Annotated in this window: 18 protein-coding genes; 11 read left to right on the top strand and 7 right to left on the bottom strand. The window is 75.7% G+C overall.

All coding sequences use genetic code 11. The features are described 5' to 3' along the window. The first annotated feature begins 295 nt into the window (after positions 1-295). From V9U69_RS01260 to lepA, 4 genes are all read left to right on the top strand, one after another. Entirely contained in the window at positions 296-568 is a 273-nt protein-coding gene (locus V9U69_RS01260; protein ID WP_337059471.1) for a helix-turn-helix domain-containing protein, read from the top strand. 5 nt (positions 569-573) lie between these two features. Then, positions 574-1191: a Clp protease N-terminal domain-containing protein gene (locus V9U69_RS01265; protein ID WP_337059472.1), complete on the top strand. Its 618-nt coding sequence runs from the start codon at positions 574-576 to the stop codon at positions 1189-1191. A gap of 109 nt (positions 1192-1300) precedes the next feature. Next, positions 1301-2503, top strand: a complete 1203-nt coding sequence (locus tag V9U69_RS01270) for a cation:proton antiporter domain-containing protein (RefSeq protein WP_337059473.1) — start codon at positions 1301-1303, stop codon at positions 2501-2503. A gap of 73 nt (positions 2504-2576) precedes the next feature. Continuing rightward, positions 2577-4433, top strand: a complete 1857-nt coding sequence (lepA, locus tag V9U69_RS01275) for a translation elongation factor 4 (RefSeq protein WP_337059645.1) — start codon at positions 2577-2579, stop codon at positions 4431-4433. A gap of 60 nt (positions 4434-4493) precedes the next feature. Here lepA and V9U69_RS01280 read toward each other — a convergent pair whose 3' ends face one another. From V9U69_RS01280 to V9U69_RS01290, 3 genes are all read right to left on the bottom strand, one after another. Continuing rightward, on the bottom strand, positions 4494-5348 hold the full coding sequence (locus V9U69_RS01280; protein ID WP_337059474.1) for an alpha/beta fold hydrolase: 855 nt from the start codon (positions 5346-5348) through the stop codon (positions 4494-4496). Between the two features lie 80 nt (positions 5349-5428). Further along, positions 5429-6112, bottom strand: coding sequence for a hypothetical protein (locus tag V9U69_RS01285; RefSeq protein WP_337059475.1), 684 nt, complete (start codon positions 6110-6112; stop codon positions 5429-5431). Between the two features lie 30 nt (positions 6113-6142). Further along, positions 6143-6940, bottom strand: a complete 798-nt coding sequence (locus V9U69_RS01290) for a DUF1206 domain-containing protein (RefSeq protein ID WP_337059476.1) — start codon at positions 6938-6940, stop codon at positions 6143-6145. Between the two features lie 79 nt (positions 6941-7019). Between V9U69_RS01290 and hemW the strand changes: the two genes are divergently transcribed. Both hemW and V9U69_RS01300 read left to right on the top strand, forming a co-directional pair. Further along, the gene (gene hemW, locus V9U69_RS01295) at positions 7020-8231 is read left to right on the top strand and encodes a radical SAM family heme chaperone HemW (RefSeq protein ID WP_337059477.1); all 1212 of its coding nucleotides are present in this window, start codon (positions 7020-7022) and stop codon (positions 8229-8231) included. Positions 8232-8259: 28 nt separating this feature from the next. Next, positions 8260-9309 (top strand): LLM class F420-dependent oxidoreductase, encoded by a 1050-nt coding sequence (locus V9U69_RS01300; protein ID WP_337059478.1) that lies wholly within the window; start codon positions 8260-8262, stop codon positions 9307-9309. Between the two features lie 4 nt (positions 9310-9313). Here the strand turns inward: V9U69_RS01300 and V9U69_RS01305 are convergent, their stop codons facing one another. Together V9U69_RS01305 and V9U69_RS01310 are read right to left on the bottom strand one after the other, a co-directional pair. After that, positions 9314-9874 carry a DUF4870 domain-containing protein gene (locus tag V9U69_RS01305; protein ID WP_337059479.1) on the bottom strand — a complete coding sequence of 187 codons (561 nt, stop codon included), beginning with the start codon at positions 9872-9874 and terminating at the stop codon, positions 9314-9316. A 119-nt stretch (positions 9875-9993) separates the two neighbouring features. Then, complete coding sequence (locus V9U69_RS01310; protein WP_337059480.1) at positions 9994-10863, bottom strand: DUF3097 domain-containing protein; 870 nt, start codon at positions 10861-10863, stop codon at positions 9994-9996. Between the two features lie 119 nt (positions 10864-10982). Here V9U69_RS01310 and hrcA point away from each other — a divergent pair, with 119 nt between their 5' ends. Genes hrcA through V9U69_RS01325 form a run of 3 tightly spaced genes read left to right on the top strand, consistent with a single transcriptional unit; the run spans position 10983 to position 13745 of the window. Next, complete coding sequence (gene hrcA, locus V9U69_RS01315) at positions 10983-12023, top strand: heat-inducible transcriptional repressor HrcA (RefSeq protein WP_337059481.1); 1041 nt, start codon at positions 10983-10985, stop codon at positions 12021-12023. A gap of 40 nt (positions 12024-12063) precedes the next feature. Continuing rightward, positions 12064-13185 (top strand): molecular chaperone DnaJ, encoded by a 1122-nt coding sequence (gene dnaJ / locus V9U69_RS01320; protein WP_337059482.1) that lies wholly within the window; start codon positions 12064-12066, stop codon positions 13183-13185. A gap of 44 nt (positions 13186-13229) precedes the next feature. Next, positions 13230-13745 (top strand): DUF1648 domain-containing protein, encoded by a 516-nt coding sequence (locus V9U69_RS01325; RefSeq protein ID WP_337059483.1) that lies wholly within the window; start codon positions 13230-13232, stop codon positions 13743-13745. Positions 13746-13817: 72 nt separating this feature from the next. On the opposite strand, the gene V9U69_RS01330 is transcribed toward V9U69_RS01325, so the two are convergent. Both V9U69_RS01330 and V9U69_RS01335 read right to left on the bottom strand, forming a co-directional pair. Continuing rightward, the gene (locus V9U69_RS01330; RefSeq protein ID WP_337059484.1) at positions 13818-14969 is read right to left on the bottom strand and encodes a Gmad2 immunoglobulin-like domain-containing protein; all 1152 of its coding nucleotides are present in this window, start codon (positions 14967-14969) and stop codon (positions 13818-13820) included. Further along, positions 14966-15583, bottom strand: a complete 618-nt coding sequence (locus tag V9U69_RS01335; RefSeq protein WP_337059485.1) for an RNA polymerase sigma factor — start codon at positions 15581-15583, stop codon at positions 14966-14968. The genes V9U69_RS01330 and V9U69_RS01335 overlap by 4 nt, the downstream gene beginning before the upstream one ends. 112 nt (positions 15584-15695) lie before the next feature. On the opposite strand from V9U69_RS01335, the gene V9U69_RS01340 reads away from it, so the two are divergent. Together V9U69_RS01340 and V9U69_RS01345 are read left to right on the top strand one after the other, a co-directional pair. Beyond that, positions 15696-16058: an HIT domain-containing protein gene (locus tag V9U69_RS01340; RefSeq protein ID WP_337059486.1), complete on the top strand. Its 363-nt coding sequence runs from the start codon at positions 15696-15698 to the stop codon at positions 16056-16058. Positions 16059-16133: 75 nt separating this feature from the next. Then, the gene (locus V9U69_RS01345; protein WP_337059487.1) at positions 16134-17918 is read left to right on the top strand and encodes an N-acetylglutaminylglutamine amidotransferase; all 1785 of its coding nucleotides are present in this window, start codon (positions 16134-16136) and stop codon (positions 17916-17918) included. Positions 17919-17928: the final 10 nt, after the last annotated feature.

Here is a 17928-nt window from a genome sequence, read left to right on the forward strand (position 1 = left end):
CCGGCGTGGGGGACCGGGGGTGAGGGTGATCGACCGTGACCTCCGCACGAGGAGGCGAAGGCGTCATCCAGGGTAGCAGGGGAGGGGCGCGCGCCCGGACGGCGCGTCGCGCCGCTGGAGTCCGGGCCCGCGGGCGGGGCGGCCCGGGGGTGCGTCCGGGCCGCCCCGGTGCGGTGGTCCGGTCGCCGTTCCTCCCCGGCCCGTCGATCGCCGCGCCGGGTGATCGACGGGGGCGGTGCGCGCGTGCTGTCAGACGTGGTTGACAGCAGCCCTCTCGTCAGCCCAAGCTGACACCGTGGACCTGGAGCGGGTGGAGACCGCAGCCGGTGCCGCCGATGCCCGCGAGGGGCTGCGCACCGCGCTGGCGCTGCGCCGGCTGGCCGAGCGCATGGAGGCGCTGCACGTGGCCCGGGCGCGCGAGGAGGGGATGTCGTGGGCGGAGATCGCCGTCGAGCTGCAGGTGACGCGCCAGACGGTCCACAAGAAGCACGGCCGCACGCGCGGGCCGGGGCGCTGGGACACCGGTCGGGACGCCGGCTCGGGTGCGGGACGGGACGACGAGAGGTGACGCGGGTGCTGGTGTACGACGACTCCTTCGGGGCGGTCATGGCCGCCAGCCAGGAGCAGGCCACGCGGCTGGGCGCCGACGCGTACGGCTCCGAGCACGTGCTGCTGGGCCTGCTGGCCGCGGCCGGGCCGCTGACCGAGCAGGTGCAGCGCACCGAGCCCGAGCTGGACGCGCGGGTGGTGCGCTCCGCGGTCGAGCGCGGCGCCGACGACGCCGTGCACCTGCGGCGGCTCGGCGTCGACGCGGAGCAGCTGCTCGCGCCGGCACCCGGGGAGGAGTCCTCCCGTCCCCGCCCGACGCCGCGCAACCGGCACACCCCCGAGTGGCAGCAGGCGCTGAACTCGGCGTCGGTGAAGCTGAGCCAGCTGCGCAAGTCCGGCGCGCTGCCCCGTGAGCGCAAGGTCACCTCGGCGGTGCTGTGGCTGGCGGTGCTGGAACCGGGCACCCGGGCGCACCGGCTGCTCGCGGCGGTGGACGTGGACGCGGAGCGGGTGCGCACCGCGGTGCTGAGCGCCCTCGCCGGCGCCGGGGCGGTGGCACCGGCCTGGCCCGAGCAGGCGCGGGCGGGGCTGCTGACCCGGCTGGCGCAGCGCGCCCTCGCCCGCGTGAGCACCGCCGGCTGAGCGTGCCGGGGCACAGCCCGGGACCCGGCTGGACTCGCGGGCCGCCCGCCCGTGCGGCATCGTCCGACGCCGTCGAGACGGACCACCGACGCACCGACCGGGAGACCCCGTGCACCACCTCCACGACACCTACGCCGTCCTCGGCGTGGCCGGCGTCGTGCTCGCCCTGGCCAGCCGTCGCGTGCGCCGCTGGCCGCTCAGCGAGCCGCTGGTGGCCCTGCTGATCGGGATCGCGCTCGGCCCCCACCTGCTCGGCGTGGTGGAGGTGTCCGACCACCACCGCGACCTGCTGCTGCTGGAGGGCTCGCGCCTGCTGCTGGCGTGGTCGGTGACGGCGGCGGCGCTGCGCTTCCCCGCCGGCGAGCTGCGCCCGCTGGTGCGCCCGGTGCTGCTGCTGCTCGTCGTGGTGATGCCCCTGATGGCCGTGCTGGCCGGTGCGTCGGCGCTGCTGGTGGGTCTGCCGGTGGCGGCGGCGTTCCTGGTGGGAGCGGTGCTGTGCCCGACCGACCCGGTGCTGGCGGCCTCCGTGGTCTCCGGGGACCTGGCGGAGAAGGCCCTGCCCGCCCGGCTGCGGCAGCTGCTGACGCTGGAGAGCGGCGCCAACGACGGTCTCGCGCTGCCGCTGGTGGCGCTCGCGCTGGCGGCGGTGCTGCCGCAGGAGACGCTCGGCGGGGCGGTGGCGAGCCTGCTGCAGGAGGTCCTGGTCGGGGTGGCCGTGGGGCTGGTGCTCGGCTGGCTGGCCGGGAAGGGGATCCGCCTGGCCTCGGGCCGGGACGCCCTCGGGAACGGGCCGCGGCTGGTCTTCACGCTGCTGCTGGCGGTGGCGGTCCTCGGCGTCGCGCGCGTGCTGGGCGGCGACGGGGTGCTGGCCGCGTTCGTGGCGGGTCTGGCGTACAACCGCCTGGTGCCGGACAGCGACCGCAGCCCGCAGGACGCCGTCGACGAGGCCGTCAACCGCTACGCGGTGCTGCCGCTGTTCCTGCTGCTGGGCGCGGTGCTGCCGTGGGCGGGGTGGGTGGACCTGGGGCCGGGCGCGATCGCGTTCGCCGCGCTCGTGCTGCTGGTGCGCCGGCCTCCGGTGGTGCTGGCGCTGGCGAAGCCGCTCCGGCTGCGCGGGCGCGACGCGGCCTTCGCCGGGTGGTTCGGCCCGATGGGGGTCAGCGCCGTGTTCTACCTCGCGCACAGCCTGCACCGGGGCGTCGACGACCCGCGGGTCTTCGCGGCGGCCACGCTGGCCATCACCGTCAGCGTCGTGGCGTTCGGCGTCAGCGCGTCCCCGCTGACCCGGCTGTACGCGCGCGAACCGCGCTGAGCCCCACGCCCCGCGTGCGACGATGGGGGCCCACGACCGTGCCGACGAGAGGTGCACCCCGCCCGTGTCCCCGATGGCCGCGAACGCCCCGGCTCCCGCCTCCACGCCGCCGGAGCTGCTGCGCAACTTCTGCATCATCGCCCACATCGACCACGGCAAGTCGACGCTGGCGGACCGGATGCTGCAGCTGACCGGGGTCGTGGACGAGCGCGCCATGCGCGCGCAGTACCTGGACCGCATGGACATCGAGCGCGAGCGCGGCATCACCATCAAGTCGCAGGCCGTGCGCATGCCGTGGGGCGTCGACGGCACCGACTACGCGCTGAACATGATCGACACCCCCGGGCACGTGGACTTCACCTACGAGGTGTCCCGCTCGCTGGCGGCGTGCGAGGGGGCGGTGCTCCTGGTGGACGCCGCGCAGGGCATCGAGGCGCAGACCCTGGCGAACCTCTACCTCGCCATGGAGAACGACCTCACGATCATCCCGGTGCTGAACAAGATCGACCTGCCGGCGGCGCAGCCGGAGAAGTTCGCCGAGGAGCTGGCGGGCCTGATCGGCTGCCAGCCGGAGGACTGCCTGCGCGTGTCCGGCAAGACGGGCGTGGGTGTCGAGCCGCTGCTCGACGAGATCGTCAAGCAGATCCCCGCACCGGTCGGCGACCCCGACGCCCCCGCCCGGGCGATGATCTTCGACTCGGTGTACGACACCTACCGCGGCGTCGTGACCTACGTGCGGGTGATCGACGGTCACCTCTCCCCGCGCGAGCGCATCGCCATGATGTCGACGAAGGCCACCCACGAGCTGCTGGAGATCGGCGTCTCCTCCCCGGAGCCGACGCCCTCGCAGGGCCTCGGCGTCGGCGAGGTGGGCTACCTCATCACCGGTGTGAAGGACGTGCGCCAGTCCAAGGTCGGCGACACCGTCACCAACGCCGCCAAGCCGTCCGCCGAGGCGCTCGGCGGTTACCGCGACCCCAAGCCGATGGTGTTCTCCGGCCTGTACCCGATCGACGGCTCGGACTACCCGCTGCTGCGCGAGGCGCTGGACAAGCTCAAGCTCAACGACGCCGCCCTGGTGTACGAGCCGGAGACGTCCGCGGCGCTGGGGTTCGGTTTCCGCATCGGGTTCCTCGGCCTGCTGCACCTGGAAATCGTGCGCGAGCGGCTGGAGCGGGAGTTCAACCTCGACCTCATCTCCACCGCGCCCAGCGTGGTGTACGAGGTGACGATGGAGGACCGCAAGGTCATCACCGTCACGAACCCCTCGGAGTTCCCCGAGGGCAAGGTCTCCGAGATCCGCGAGCCCGTCGTGCGCGCCACGGTGCTGGCGCCCGCGGAGTACATCGGCGCCATCATGGAGCTGTGCCAGCAGCGCCGCGGTGAGCTGCAGGGCATGGACTACCTGTCCGAGGACCGCGTGGAGATGCGCTACCGCCTCCCGCTGGCGGAGATCGTCTTCGACTTCTTCGACCAGCTGAAGTCGCGCACCCGCGGGTACGCCTCCCTGGACTACGACGTCGACGGCGACCAGGTCGCGGACCTGGTGAAGGTGGACGTGCTGCTGCAGGGCGAGCAGGTCGACGCCTTCAGCGCGATCGTGCACAAGGACAAGGCGTACGCGTACGGCGTGATGATGGCGGGCAAGCTCAAGGAGCTCATCCCGCGCCAGCAGTTCGAGGTCCCCATCCAGGCGGCGGTGGGTGCGCGCATCATCGCCCGCGAGAACGTCCGCGCCATCCGCAAGGACGTCCTGGCCAAGTGCTACGGCGGTGACATCACCCGCAAGCGCAAGCTGCTGGAGAAGCAGAAGGAGGGCAAGAAGCGCATGAAGATGGTGGGGCGCGTCGAGGTCCCCCAGGAGGCGTTCATCGCCGCGCTGTCCTCCGACGCCGCCGGCGACAAGGCCAAGGAGAAGGCGAAGAAGTAGTTCCGCCCGCAGTCGGGCCGGCGCGGGGCCGGCGGGCCCCGCGCCGGGTCGCCGGCCCGCTCAGGCCTCGCCGCTCGCGACCCCGGCCCGCTCCACCACCCGCAGCACCGCGTCGGCGAGGACGTCGGGGCGGTCGACGGGCACGAAGTGGTTCGCGTCCGGCACCGGGGTGAACCGCGCGCCGGGGATCTCGCGCGCCAGGCGCTCGCCGTAGCGGGGCTTCATCTGCTTGTCGAGCATCCCCCAGACGACCTCCACGGGCATCGACAGGCGCGGCAGGAACGGCGCGACGGTCTGCGTGTAGACGGAGTCCGCCGCGCGCAGGTGCCGGGCCAGCCGCTGCCCACCGCCCGGCTCCAGCCACGGCGCCACGAAGCGGTCCACCGCGTCGCCGGCGCGGTCCTGGTGGGCGAACAGCGGCCGCAGCGCCGTGCGCAGCACCTTCTCCAGCGCGGACGCCGGCAGGCGCTCCAGGACCGGCCACGCCAGCTTCAGGGCCTTGACACCGGGCACCGGCCAGCCGTCGTAGCAGACGCCGTCGGCGATGACGGCGCCCGCGACGCGCTGCGGGTTCGTCGTCGCCAGGATCTGCGTGACGCCGCCGCCGAGGTCGTGGCCGGCCACGACGGCGCGCTCCTCGCCGAGGGCGTCGAGCAGGTCGACGAGCGCGGAGGCCTGCGAGGCGATGTCCACCCCCGTGCCCGCGGGGGCGGTGGAGTCGCCGTAGCCGAGCATGTCCACGGCCACCACGCGCACGTGCTCGTGCAGGCGGGGCACCACGTCCCACCACAGGGTGTGGTTGGTGGGGATGCCGTGCACGAGCAGCACGAGGGGGCCGGAGTCCCCGGCGCGCCACAGGGTGCGCTGCCGGCCGGCGACGTCGATGGTCTCTTCTCGTCCGACGGGGTGGTCCACGCCCCCAGGGTGCCGGGGTCGGCGCGCCGGGGCACCTCGAGGTGGGCGCGGGGGCGTGGGCGGCGCGCCGGTGCGGGACGTCAGCCCTCGAAGCCGGCGCTGGCCGTGACGGTGCCCGGCGGCACCTCGGTGAAGCCGCCGTCGCGCACGTCGACGCGCTCACCGGCACCCAGCACCGGCGCCCCCGTCAGCACCCGGACGCCGAAGCCTCCCGCCGCCCACGGCGCGGTCAGCGCGGCGGGCAGCAGCTCCCACGCCAGCTGCGCCGCGTGCCCGACCTGCGCGGCCGCCTTGCCGGTGCTCATCCGCACCCCGGGGTGCAGCCGGATCGTCAGCAGGCCGGGGGCGCTGGGCGCCGCGGCGCGGTCGTCGGGATCGGTCAGGTCCAGCCCACCGACCTGCAGGGGCCGCAGCAGCGGCGGGACGTCGTCGCGCGGGTGCGGGGCGAAGGCGCGCACCGCGGCGTCGCCGCTGCGCGCCTCCACGTGCGCCAGCTCGGCGGTGCGCTCCCACCGCACCCCGCGCGCCCGGCGGGTGATCTTGCGGATGCGCTGCCCGCGCCAGGCGGCCACGGCGTCGTGGAACGCCCCGCCGGGGGCGGTGGTGCGCTCGTCCGTCAGCAGCAGCACCACGGCCCGGGCGGCGGCGACGAGCACGTCGGTGTGCGCCGGTGCCGGCTCGCGCTCCACGCGCGCGACCAGCGAGAGCGACCACGGCTCGTCCTCGCCGGGCAGGACCCACGGGGTGCTCGTCGGCTGCGTCACGGCGGGCACGCTACCCGCGCGGCACCGAGGTCAGGCGCGACGCCGGCGCCGCGCGGTGACCAGCTCGAACACGGCGTAGGCGGCCAGGCCCAGGGCCACGACCGCCAGCATCACCGTGCCGTACGGCTGGGAGGCGATCTCGTGGAACGCCGCGTCCAGACCCCGCGACTTCGCCGTGTCACCCCGCGCGGAGAGCACCACCAGCACGCCGAGGACGCCGAACGCGATGCCGCGCGCCACCCAGCCCGCCACGCCCAGCGCCGTCAGGGCCGGCGACAGGGGGCCCTCCACCTTGTCCTCGAACTTCTTCATCAGCCCGCGCACCGCCAGGCCGACGCCGACGCCGGCGATGACCAGGCCGACCAGCACGACGAGCACGGCACCGCCCGGGGCCTCCAGCACCCGCTGGGTGAGCGTCTGCTGCTGCTGCCCGGACGAGGAGCCGCCGCCGAACAGGAACCGTGCGCTGGACATGCCCAGCGCCGCGGCGACCAGGCCCTTGACGACGGCCTTGAGGCGCTTGCCGATCCCGTCGGCGGCCACCGCGGCGAAGACCTGCCAGACGACCATCGCCGCGAAGCCCAGCGTCAGCAGCGCCAGCAGCACCTGACCGAACGGCTGGGCGGCGATGCGGGACATCGCGCCGGAGGTGTCGGCCTGGGCCGGTGAGGTGCCGAACGCGACCTGCAGCGCCAGCCACGCCACCAGCAGGTACACGACCCCCTCGGCGACGACGCCCGCGCGGCCGACCCGCTTCACGGTGGTCTCGTGGCGCTCGGCGAAGCGCTCCCCCTGGCGGGCGGTCTCCTCGACGTCGTTGCCGGACATGGGCACATCGTGGGACCGCGCGCCCCGCCCCGCACCCCGGCGGGGCGGGGCGGTGCTCCGTCGGGGTGACACTGGAGGGGTGCCCAGCTCCCTGCCCGACGGCGAGGCCGTCCCCACCGACGGTTCCCTGCCGCCCGCCGCCCTCGCGGGTGCGGCGGAGCGCACCTTCGGGGTGTACCTGCACGTGCCGTTCTGCGCCGTGCGCTGCGGCTACTGCGACTTCAACACCTACACCGCCACCGAGCTGGGCGGCGGCGGCTCGCAGGCCGCCTACGCCGGCACCGCCGCCGCCGAGGTGGCCCTCGCCGCCCGCGTCCTGGGCCCGGCCGCGCGCCCGGCGTCCACGGTGTTCTTCGGCGGCGGCACGCCCACGCTGCTGCCCGCCGCGGACCTGGCCGCGATGCTCGGCGCGGTGCGCGAGCGCTTCGGGCTGGAGGCGGGCGCGGAGGTCACCACCGAGGCCAACCCGGACTCCGTGACCCCGCAGGCGCTGGCGACCCTGGCGGCGGCCGGGTTCACCCGCGTCTCCTTCGGCGTGCAGTCCGCGGTGCCGCACGTGCTGGCGGTGCTGGACCGCACCCACGACCCGCGCCGGGTGCCCGAGGCGGTGCGCTGGGCGCGCGAGGCCGGTCTCGACGTCAGCCTGGACCTCATCTACGGCACGCCGGGGGAGTCCGCGGACGACCTGCGCCGCAGCCTGGACGAGGCGCTGGCGTGCGAGCCGGACCACGTCTCGGCGTACGCGCTCATCGTCGAGGAGGGCACCCGGCTGGCCGCCCGCATCCGCCGCGGCGAGGTGCCCGCGCCTGAGGACGACGACGAGGCCGAGAAGTACGAGCTCGTCGACGACGCCCTGACCGCGGCGGGGTTCTCCTGGTACGAGGTGAGCAACTGGGCCAGGAAGCCGGAGTTCGCGTGCCGGCACAACCTGGCGTACTGGCGCGGCGGCGACTGGTGGGGGATCGGGCCCGGAGCGCACAGCCACGTCGGTGGGGTGCGCTGGTGGAACGTCAAGCACCCCACCGCCTACGCCGGCCGCCTGGGGCGCGGTGAGAGCCCCGCCCACGCCCGAGAGGTGCTCTCCGGCGACGACCGGCGCACCGAGGACGTGCTGCTGCGCTCGCGGCTGGCGGAGGGCTTCGACCCGGCGTGGTGGGGGGCGGGCGCGGTGGCGGCGGTGCCGGGACTGGTGGCCGACGGGCTGCTCGAGGCCCTCGGCGGCGGGCGGTTCGCGCTCACCCGGCGGGGGCGGTTGCTGGCCGACGCGGTGGTGCGCGCCCTGCTGGGCTGAGCCGCCCGTGCTCGGCTAGGTTCGCGGTGTGCGCCTGGGAGTGAACCTCGGCTACCTGACGGGCGGCGACGCGGCCGCGGCGGCCGCGGACGCCCTGGCGCTGGTGCGCGCCGCGGAGGACGCCGGCTGCGAGAGCGCCTGGGTCGCCGAGGCGTACGGCTCCGACGCCGTCAGCGTCCTGGGCTGGCTGGCCGCGCAGACGACGCGCATCGGCCTGGGCTCGGCGGTGCTGCAGGTGCCGGCGCGCGCACCGGCCGCGACCGCGATGGCCGCCGCCACCCTCGACGTGCTGACCGGCGGGCGCTTCCGCCTCGGGCTGGGCGTGTCCGGCCCGCAGGTCTCCGAGGGCTGGTACGGGCAGCGGTTCACCGCCCCGCTGGCGCGCACCCGCGAGCACGTCGCGGTCGTCCGCCAGGTGCTCGCGCGCCGGCCGGTGCGCCACGAGGGCGAGCACGTGCGGCTGCCGCTGCCGGACGGTCCGGGGGTGCCGCTGCGGCTGATGCTGCCCGAGCCCCGGCCGGACCTGCCCGTGTACCTGGCCGCCGTCGGGCCCCGCAACGTCGAGCTCGCCGGGGAGATCGCCGACGGGTGGCTGCCGGTGTTCCTGGCGCCGGAGGCGTCCGCGGAGCAGTTCGCGCAACTGGCCGCCGGCCGGGCGCGGCGCACCGAGCCGCCGGTGCGGGAGTTCGACGTGTGCGCCTCGGTGCCGGTGCTCGTCACCGACGCCACCGGCGATGAGCGGCTGGCGGCCGAGGCGCCCGTGCGCCGGCACGTCGCCCTGTACCTGGGCGGGATGGGCTCGCGCTCGCAGAACTTCTACGCCTCCCTCGCCCGGCGGCTGGGGTTCTCCGACGCCGTGGACGAGGTGCAGGAGCGGTTCCTCGCCGGCGACCACCGCGCGGCCGCCGCCGCGGTGCCGGCCGGTTTCCTGGAGGCCACCTGCCTCGTGGGGCCCGCGGCGAGCCTGCGCGCGCGCCTGGACGACTACGCGCGCGCCGGCGTCACCACCGTGGCCCTGGTGCCGCAGGCGCCCGCGCTCGCCGACCGGGTGGCGGCGGTGCGGGCCCTGGCGGCCTGACGGGTCAGCGCACCAGGCGCAGGATCAGCGGGTAGCGGTAGGCGCGGCCGGAGTTCGCCGCGACGGCCGCCAGGATCCCGAAGACCGTGGCCGCGACGAGCACCGCGACCGGGACGATCAGCAGCGGGAAGGCCAGCCCGAAGGTCACGGTCACCAGGACGCCGATCACCAGCCCGAGCACCGCTTCGTAGATGAACAGCGAGATGCTCGCGTTGAGCGCCTCGGCGGCGTGCTCGCGCACGAAGCGGCTGCGGTCCTTGAAGACGAGGAACAGCACCAGGGGCGCGATCACCGGCAGGCTGATCCAGACGAGCAGGGTGCCCACGTGGGCGAGCACGCTCCAGGTGCGCTCGTCCTGCACGGACAGCGGCGGCTTCTGCCACTGCGGCGGCTGGCCGGGACCCTGCGGGTGCGGCCACTGCTGACCGTGCTGCTGCGCCGCCTCCTGCTCCGGCTGCCAGTCCGGGCGCCAGCCGGGCTGCCACGCCTGCTGCTGCTCGCCGGCGCCGGGGGCGTGCGGGTCCTTCGTGAAGTCCGGGCGGGACGGCTGGTGCGGGTCGCTCACGGTGGTCTCCTGGTGCCTCGCGGGGGTTCGGGTTCGCGTCGATCCTCCTGCGCGGGCGGGCCGGGTGTCGTCCTCCCGCGGGGTGGTCCCGGGTGCGACGAGGGGAGGAGGCGCGCGCCTCAGTGGTCCGCCGCGTCCGCGGTGACGAAGTCCACCAGCTCCTCCACCCGGCCCAGCAGCGCCGGCTCCAGGTCGGCGTAGCTGCGCACGGTGCCCAGGATCCGCTTCCAGCCGTGCGCGACGTCGGCCTGCGTGGCGTGCGGCCAGCCCAGCTCGGCGAGGATCCCGTGCTTCCAGGAGGTGCCGCGCGGGACGCTCGGCCACTCCCGCCACCCCAGGCGCTCGGGGCGCACGGCCTGCCACACGTCGATGAACGGGTGGCCCACGACCAGCACGTGCGGGCTCCTCGAGACCGCGGCGACGATGCGCGACTCCTTCGAGCCGGCCACGAGGTGGTCCACGAGCACGCCGATGCGGCGGCCGGGGCCGGGGGAGAAGGAGCGCACCGCGGCGTCGAGGTCGTCGACGCCGTCGAGCATCTCCACGACGACGCCCTCGACGCGCAGGTCGTCGCCCCACACCTTCTCCACCAGCTCCGCGTCGTGGCGGCCCTCGACGAGGATGCGGGAGGCGCGCGCGGTGCGGGCGGCCGCCCCGGTCACCGCGATCGAGCCGCTGGCGGTGCGCGCGGGCCCGGTGGGCGCGGGCGCGGCGCGCGGGGGCACGAGCCGCACCGGCTGCCCGTCCACCCAGAAGCCGGGGCCCAGCGGGAAGGTGCGGGTGCGGCCCCTGGCGTCCTCCAGGACGACCACGTGCACGCCGCCGCTCTTCTCCACGCGCACCACCGCACCCACCCAGCCGGTCTCCACGTCCTCCACGACGAGGCCGCGCGCGGCGGGCTCCTCGCGGTGCGCCGGCCGCTGCGGGTGCGGGTTCGCGGACAGCACGTCGGTGCCGTAGCGGTCGCTGGACGGGTGCCTGGGGCTCACCCGCGGCACGCTAACGACCGGTGCGCGCGGCGCGGTGGAGGCGCGCTCGGCGTAGACTTGGCACTCGGGTTCGGCGAGTGCCAGGGCGAGTGCCGGGGACGGCGGGGACGGAGGTGGGTGTGAGCGACGACCGCAGGCTCGCGGTGCTGCGCGCCATCGTGGAGGACTACGTCTCCACCCACGAGCCGGTGGGCTCCAAGGCGCTGGTGGAGCGCCACCGCCTCGGCGTGTCGCCGGCCACGATCCGCAACGACATGGCGGTGCTGGAGGAGGAGGGCTACATCGCCCAGCCGCACACCAGCGCCGGGCGCATCCCCACCGACAAGGGCTACCGCCTGTTCGTGGACCGCCTGGCCAACCTCAAGCCCATGTCGCCCGCCGAGCGGCGCGCCATCCAGGCCTTCCTCGACGGCGCCGTCGACCTCGACGACGTCGTGGACCGCACGGTGCGGCTGCTGGCGCAGATCACCCGCCAGGCCGCCGTCGTGCAGTACCCCTCCCTCTCGCGCGCCGCGGTGCGGCACGTGGAGCTCGTCCCCGTCGGCGGGCGCAGCGCGCTGCTGGTGCTCATCACCGACACCGGCCGCGTGGAGCAGCGCGTCGTGCAGGTGCGCTCCGCCGACGACCTCGACGCGCTTCCCGAGCAGCTGGCCGCGCTGCGCGACCGCGTCAACGCCGCCGTGGCCGGCAAGCGGCTGAAGCAGGCCCGCGAGGAGCTGGCGGGCGTGGTGCGGGCCACCGCGCCGGGGCAGGAGGCGGTGGCCGCGGAGGTCGTCGCCGCGCTCGGCGAGTGCCTGACCGCCGGGCTGGAGGAGCGCGTGGTGATCGCCGGCACCGCCAACCTCGTGCGCTCCGGCGCCGACCTCTCCGCGAGCCTGGGCAGCGTGCTGGAGGCCCTCGAGGAGCACGTCGTGCTGCTGCGGCTGGTGCAGGAGATGGCCGAGGAGGGCGGCGCCGACCGCGGTGCCCTCAGCGTGCGCATCGGCGCGGAGAACCTGCACCTGGGCCTGCCCGAGACGTCCGTGGTGACCAGCGGCTACGGCGAGGGGGAGGTGCTGGCGCGCCTGGGCGTGCTCGGCCCGACCCGCATGGACTACCCGACCACGATGGCGGCGGTGCGGGCGGTCTCCCGCTACGTGTCGCGCATCCTGTCCCAGTGACCGACCGGACGAACCACCGAACGGGAGACCTGAGCACCTCGTGAGCGACTACTACGACGTCCTGGGCGTCAGCAGGGACGCCTCGGCGGAGGAGATCAAGCGCGCCTACCGCAAGCTGGCGCGCAAGCTCCACCCCGACGTCACCTCCGACCCGGACGCGGGGGACAGGTTCAAGGAGGTCTCCCAGGCCTACGAGACGCTGTCCAACCCGGACAAGCGCGCGCAGTACGACCGCGGCGGTGCGCCCGGCGGGCCCGGGGGCGGCTTCGGCCAGGGCTTCGGCTTCTCCGACATCATGGACGCCTTCTTCGGCCAGAGCGGTGCCGGCGGCGGCCGCGGGCCGGTCAGCCGCACCCAGCGCGGCCAGGACGCCCTCATCCGCGTCGACGTGGACCTCGCCGAGGCCGCCTTCGGCGGCGAGCGGCAGATCCAGGTCGACACGGCCGTGCTGTGCCCCACGTGCAAGGGCACCTGCTGCCAGCCGGGCACCCAGCCGGCCACCTGCGACATCTGCGGGGGTCAGGGCTCGGTGCAGCGCGTGGTGCGCTCGCTGCTGGGGCAGGTCATGACCAGCCAGCCGTGCCCGACGTGCCACGGCTTCGGCACCGTGCTGCCCAGCCCGTGCCTGGAGTGCTCCGGCGAGGGGCGGGTGCGCGCGCGCCGGCCGCTGACCATCCGCATCCCCGCCGGCGTGGACACCGGCACCCGCATCCAGCTCGCCGCCCAGGGCGAGGTCGGCACCGCCGGCGGCCCGCCCGGCGACCTCTACGTGGAGATCCACGAACGTCCCCACCCGGTCTTCACCCGCCGCGGCGACGACCTGCTGTGCACCCTGGAGGTGCCCATGACGGCCGCCGCGCTGGGGGCGTCGATCCCGCTGGAGACCCTCGACGGCGAGGAGGAGGTCGAGGTGCGCCCCGGCGCGCAGGGCGGCGAGGTCGTCACCCTGAAGCAGAAGGGCGTCGAGCACCTGCGCTCGACCGGCCGCGGCGACCTGCTGGTCACCCTGGAGGTCATCACCCCGCGCGACCTCGACGACGAGCAGGAGGAGCTGCTGCGCCGCCTGGCGGAGATCCGCGGCGAGGTGCGCCCGGCGGGCAAGCTGTCCCCGGCCCACCACGGCGTGTTCTCCAAGCTGCGCGAGCGCTTCGGCGGCCGCTGACCCCGCGCGGCCCGGCGCGCACGCCCCTGCGGCAGGGTGGGGGCGTGCGCGCGAAGCTGTTCACCGGGTCGGTGGTGCTCCACGCCGCGGCCGTCGTCGTGGCGGCGCTGGTGCTGCCCCAGCGGGTGCCCACCCACTTCGGCGGCGGCGGCGAGGCCGACGACTGGAGCAGCCGCGCCGGGGCGGTCGCGGTCTCCGCGCTGGTCGGCGGCGCCCTCGCGGCGCTCTTCACGGCTCTGGCCGCCGGGGTGCGCCGCCTGCCGGTGGACATGGTCAACGTGCCGAACACCCGGTGCTGGAGAGCGCCGGAGCACGAGGCCGAGCTGCGCCGGCGCGCCCTGGACGACCTGTGGACCGTCGGGGCGGCGACGATACTGCTGCTGACCGCCGCCGAGGGCGCGATCGTGCAGGTGGCGCTGACGGGCACGGGCCGGCTGCCGTGGTGGTTCGCCGCCGTCCTCGCAGCCTGGCTCGTCGGCGTCCTGGTGTGGGCGCTGACGCTCGGCCTGACCCGCTACCGGGTGCCCGGGGGCGCCGGGCGCCCGACGAGCTCCGGGTGAGCGCACCGGGTGGGCGCGGCGGTGCGGTGAGGACCCCCCGAGGGCCCTCACCGCACCGGTCGGGGGAGAGCCTCAGCGCACGGTGAAGCTCTTGGTGTCGCCCGCCGGCTGCGCACCGGCCTCGCCGCCGGACTCGTCGGGGCGCTCCACCAGCACGGTGTACTCGCCCGCCGGCAGCGGGATCGTCACGGAGAACTCCGCGAACTCCCCGTTGGCGCCGGCCTGCGCCGGCCCGCGGGTCACCTCGGCGCCCGAGGCGTCGGTGACCGTGTACAGCAGGGTGCCCTCGAAGGCGCTGCCGACGCCCTCGACGACCACCTGGCCGGGGGTGCCGGTGTCCACGGCCGTGATCCACGCCGGGGCCTGCACCTGCGACTGCGGCGCCCGCGAGACCGTCTCCGGCACCGCGTAGCCGAACACGAGCGGCTCGGCCCGCCCGTCCACGCGGATCTCCACGGGCAGGTCCTCGCCGGCCGCCGCGGTGACGGTGTAGACGAGCTGCTGCACGGCGGCCGTCACGTCGCCGGTCTCGAGGTCCCCGGAGGCGGCCGAGGCGGCGATGTCCACGACGAGCCGGTCCTCCGCGGCGGTGACCGTCGCGGAGGCGTCCGGGCCCCACGGGCTGGCGTAGTCGGGGTCGGAGGGCTGCCCGCCCAGCACGGCGCGCAGCGCGTTCGTCGCGTCGTCCGCCGCGTCCCCGGCGGGCACGTACTCGCGGAAGAGCAGCTGCTGCTGACCGCCCAGCCAGTACACCGGCACGGTGGCCGAGCCGGCCGGCAGCGCCTGCCCGGTGCCCGCGGCGGGCGTGCCGGCCGCGCTGCTGCTCACCGCCTCCGGCGGGGTCGTCGCCGCGGCGGTGCCCTCGGCCGGTGCCGAGGTCGTGGCGGCCCGCTCCGGGGAGGGCGGGGCGGTGCCCTCCTGCGTCGTCCCGGTGGAGGCGGAGGCGACGGTGCGCACCGCACCGTCGCCGCGGGTCAGCGCGAAGGCGCTGCCACCCACGACGACGACCGCGGCGGCGGTCGCCACGGCGGCCCAGGCGCGGGTGGAACGGCGGCCGGCGTCGGTGCTCATGCGGATCTCCTGGAGGCGGTCGGTGGGCCGTACCGCGGCGGCGCGGGCGGCGAGGGCGTCGCGCAGCGCGCGGGCGGTGGGGTCGGTGTCGGGGTCGGGAAGCGGCCCGGTGGGCACGGGCCCGTCGGGGTCGGGTTCGGATCGGTCGCTCACGGGGTTCCCTCCTGGCGGCTCAGGCCGGCGCGCAGCGCCGCCAGCCCGCGGTGCGCGTGCGTCTTGACGGCCCCGCGGCTGATGCCCAGGGTCTCGGCGATGTCCTGCTCGGACAGGTCGGCGGAGTAGCGCAGGACCAGCACCTCCCGCTGCCGGGCGGGCAGCCCGTCCAGCGCGGCCAGCACCGAGCGGTGCTCCGCGGAGCGCACCGCCCGCTCCTCCGGCCCCTCCGGGGCCGGGTCCGGCAGCGGGCGCCCGCGGTCGGCGACGGCGCGGTGGCGCAGCACGTCGCGGGCGCCGTTGACCACGGCCTGCCGCAGGTACGCGGGCGCCGAGGCGCGGTCGTCGAGCCGCCGCCACCGGCGGTGCAGCGCCACGAACGCCTCCTGCACCACCTCCTCGGCGGTCGACGTCTCGCCGGTGAACTGCGCGGCCAGGGCGACCAGCCGGCGCCAGTGCGTGCCGTACAGCACGGTGACGGCCGTGTCGGCGTCCCAGCCGCGGGGGTCGTCGGGGTCCACGGCCCCGCCGCCGCCCGCGCCGCGCGCCGGGCGCGCGGGACCGGCGCCGCGGCCGACCTGCCGGTCAGCCACGGCGCGCCGGGTCGTGAGCATCTCCACACGGGTACGACGAGCAACGCACGGTCACGGTTGACATCCAACCGGAGGAGATCACCCGGACGGCGGAGAGGGGCGGGCGGTGCGGCGCGCGGGTACGGTGCGGAGCATGAGCGGCAGCGGCACGGGACGCGCTCCCGACGACCTCTTCCTGAAGATCATCGCCGGCGAGGTGCCCGCGACGATCGTGCACGCCGACGACCTCGTGGTCGCCTTCGAGGACGTCGACCCGCAGGCCCCCGTGCACGTGCTCGTGGTGCCGCGGGAGCGCCACGAGACCGTCGCCGCGCTCGCCGCCGCCGCACCGGCCACGCTGGCGCGGCTCGTCGAGGTGGCCCAGCGCATCGCCGACGAGCGCTGCGGCGGGCACTTCCGGCTGGTGTTCAACACCGGTGAGGACGTGGGCCAGTCGGTCTTCCACGTCCACGGCCACGTCCTCGGCGGCCGGGGCTTCACCTGGCCGCCGGGGTGATCGCGGGGCCCGGCAGCGGGGCGGGCGGGGACCCCGCCTGGCCCCGGGGACGGTCAACGGGTTGGATGGAGCGCCATGTGCGGCTTGTGCGGTGAGATCACCTTCGACGGGCGTCCTGCGGACGTCTCCGCGGTGCAACGGATGTCGCAGCCGCTCGCGGCTCGCGGGCCGGACGGCGAGGGGTACTGGGCGCAGGGCCGGGTCGCCTTCGGGCACCGGCGGCTGTCCGTCATCGACCTGTCGGTGTGCGGCTCGCAGCCGATGGTCGACCCCGAGCTGGGCCTGCACGCCGTCTTCAACGGCTGCATCTACAACTACAGGGAGCTGCGCGAGGAGCTCACCGGGCACGGCTACCGGTTCAGCTCCACCTCCGACACGGAGGTGATCGTCAAGGGGTACCACCGCTGGGGCACCGACGTCGTGCACCGCCTCAAGGGCATGTTCGCCGTCGTCCTCCACGAGCGCGACTCCGGCCGGGTCGTGCTCATGCGCGACCGCCTCGGCATCAAGCCGCTGTACCTGGCCGAGACCCCCGGGCGGCTGCGCTTCGCCTCCTCGCTGCCCGCGCTGCTGGCCGCGGGGGACGTGGACACCACCATCGACCCCGTCGCCCTGCACCACTACCTCACCTGGCACGCCGTCGTGCCGCCGCCGCTGACGATCCTCAAGGGCGTGCGCAAGCTGCCCCCCGCCACGGTCCGCGTGGTCGAGGCCGACGGGCGCAGCCGCGAGGAGCGGTACTGGTCGCCGCAGCACGTGCGCCGCGAGGAGTTCGCCGGCTACTCCGAGCGCGACTGGGAGGACGCGGTCCTGGAGTCGTTGCGCGCCGCCGTGCGCCGGCGCACCGTCGCCGACGTGCCCGTGGGCGTGCTGCTGTCCGGCGGGCTGGACTCCAGCCTCATCACCGGCCTGCTCGCCGAGGCCGGGCAGAGCGACCTGGCCACCTACTCCATCGGCTTCGAGGCCGCCGGTGGGCACGAGGGCGACGAGTTCGCCTACTCCGACGTCATCGCCGAGCGGTACGGGACGAACCACCACCGCATCCGCGTCACCGGCGACGAGCTCGTCGGCGCCCTCGGGCACGCCGTGGGCGCCATGCACGAGCCGATGGTCAGCCACGACGTCGTCGCCTTCGACCTGCTCTCCCAGCAGGTCTCGCAGTCCATCAAGGTCGTGCAGTCCGGGCAGGGCGCCGACGAGGTGTTCGGCGGCTACCACTGGTACCCGCCGCTGGCCGGGCTCAGCCCCGAGCAGGGCGTCGCCGCCTACGCGCGGGCCTTCTTCGACCGCGACCACGCGCAGATGGCGCGGGTCCTGCAGCCGCAGTGGATGCTCGAGCGCGACCCGTCGCTGGAGTTCGTGCGCGAGCACTTCACCCGCCCCGGCGCCGAGACCGCCCTGGACGCCGCGCTGCGCCTGGACACCGAGGTCATGCTCGTCGACGACCCCGTCAAGCGCGTGGACAACACCACGATGGCGTGGGGCCTGGAGGCCCGCGTGCCGTTCCTCGACCACGAGCTCGTCGAGCTGGCCGCCGCCATCCCGCCGCACCTGCACCTGAACGAGGGCGGCAAGGGGGTGCTCAAGCGCGTCGGCTACCGCGTCATCCCCCGCGAGGTCATCGACCGGCCCAAGGGCTACTTCCCCGTCCCGGCCATCACGCACCTGGAGGGCAAGGTGCTCGGCCTCGTCAAGGACGCCCTCACCAGCGAGGCCGCCCGCCGGCGCGGGCTGTTCCGCCCCGAGCACGTCTCGGAGCTCGTGCGCGACCCCAACGCCGAGCTCACCCCGCTGCGCGGCAACAAGCTGTGGCAGCTGGGGCTGCTGGAGCTGTGGCTGCAGCAGCACGGGATCGACTGAACCGCGAGGA

The organism is Kineococcus sp. G2 (assembly GCF_037154035.1).
In the GTDB taxonomy this organism is placed as follows: Bacteria; Actinomycetota; Actinomycetes; order Actinomycetales; family Kineococcaceae; genus Kineococcus.

Bases quoted from the DNA above. Each gene is read 5' to 3' on its own strand.
- lepA (WP_337059645.1), top strand. From the start codon at position 2,577: ATGGCCGCGAACGCCCCGGCTCCCGCCTCCACGCCGCCGGAGCTGCTG.
- V9U69_RS01345 (WP_337059487.1), top strand. From the start codon at position 16,134: ATGTGCGGCTTGTGCGGTGAGATCACCTTCGACGGGCGTCCTGCGGAC.
- V9U69_RS01340 (WP_337059486.1), top strand. From the start codon at position 15,696: ATGAGCGGCAGCGGCACGGGACGCGCTCCCGACGACCTCTTCCTGAAG.
- V9U69_RS01335 (WP_337059485.1), bottom strand. From the start codon at position 15,583: ATGCTCACGACCCGGCGCGCCGTGGCTGACCGGCAGGTCGGCCGCGGC.
- V9U69_RS01290 (WP_337059476.1), bottom strand. From the start codon at position 6,940: ATGTCCGGCAACGACGTCGAGGAGACCGCCCGCCAGGGGGAGCGCTTC.